The 1205-nt window shown below is 44.1% G+C and carries 2 protein-coding genes; both read left to right on the top strand.

Going from position 1 to position 1205, the window contains the following annotated elements; translation table 11 throughout:
- Positions 1-12: 12 nt before the first annotated feature.
- Entirely contained in the window at positions 13-639 is a 627-nt protein-coding gene (locus F6K53_RS43840) for a prepilin-type N-terminal cleavage/methylation domain-containing protein (RefSeq protein ID WP_293087097.1), read from the top strand.
- Between the two features lie 53 nt (positions 640-692).
- On the top strand, positions 693-1205 hold a 513-nt coding region (locus tag F6K53_RS43835; RefSeq protein WP_293087094.1), incomplete at its 3' end, for a hypothetical protein.

Below are 1205 nucleotides of genomic sequence, written 5' to 3'. Positions count from 1 at the left end.
TATTACCGAAAAATGGAAGATAATCAAAGGCTAAACCGGAAAGCAAATCAGGATGCTGGCTTCACGTTGCTGGAATTAATAGTAGTTATCTTACTAGTAGGAATTTTATCTGCAATTGCTGCTCCCAGCTGGCTGGCTTTTGTGAATCGACAACGAGTGAGTAAAGTCAATGAGAGAGTATTAAGTGTGATCCAAGAAGCCCAGCGACAAGCTAAAAATAAAAAATTCAACTACAGCGTTAGTTTTAGGATGAATGACGGAGTTCCAGAAGCTGCAGTTTATCAGAATAATAAGGAGGAAGACAACACACCAGATACCTTTCAATGGCAGAGTTTAGTTGGTGATTTAGGGGTCAAACCGGAGCAAGTTTGGGTGGGAACAAACCTAACTGGTAACAACCAATCTGGGGCAACATTATCGATTTTGAAAGAGGAGAGAAAAATTACCTTTGATAACCAGGGGGTTCTAAAAAATGCACAAATTGACTCAGAGGAATTTGGCTTAGCTATCGTAGTCGCTGTTCCGAATTCTAAGGATAAAGATAACCCTATTGAAGCTACCCAGCGATGTGTAAAAATAAAAACTATCTTGGGTGCCCTAGAAACTGACAGAAAAGGGGGATGTCCTTCTTCAACATAGTGCTGAGTGGGTTAGAAAGGAAAAAGGTCAAACTTCAATCAGGGTGATAGTCGATGCGATTCAATAGCCAACAGGGCGATCAATCCCGAGCTGATGCGATTGCGCTACGCGCACGCTGCGCGATCGCTGGATTCACTCTACTGGAAACTATTCTGATAGTGTTGGTCGTTGGGCTATTGGCTGCGATCGCAACCCCCAGCTGGCTGACCTTTATCAATCATCTGCACCTCAACATTGCCCAAGACCAAATCTACCGAGCCATGCGCATTGCCCAAAGCAACGCCAAACGAGACAAAGAGACCTGGCAAACTAGCTTTCGAGAAAAAGATGGCATTGTCCAGTGGTCAATTCACCGAGCTATGGGAAAAACATGTATCGAAAATCAAGTCCATTGGCATAGCCTTAGCCCTACCATCGCCATCTACAAAGACAAAAATAAGAAAGGTAAATCCGAGACCACCCTAGCCAAACCAAAGGGAGACTGTTCAAATACTGGACCATGGCGAGTCCAGTTTAACGACAGAGGAAACACCAACGGACAACTGGGACAAATCACCCTAATCACC

It is taken from the genome of Moorena sp. SIO4A1 (genome assembly GCF_010672065.1).
Classification (GTDB): domain Bacteria; phylum Cyanobacteriota; class Cyanobacteriia; order Cyanobacteriales; family Coleofasciculaceae; genus Moorena.
The sequence above is the reverse complement of the archived record's forward strand: the minus strand, read 5'-3'. Positions and strand labels throughout refer to the sequence as shown.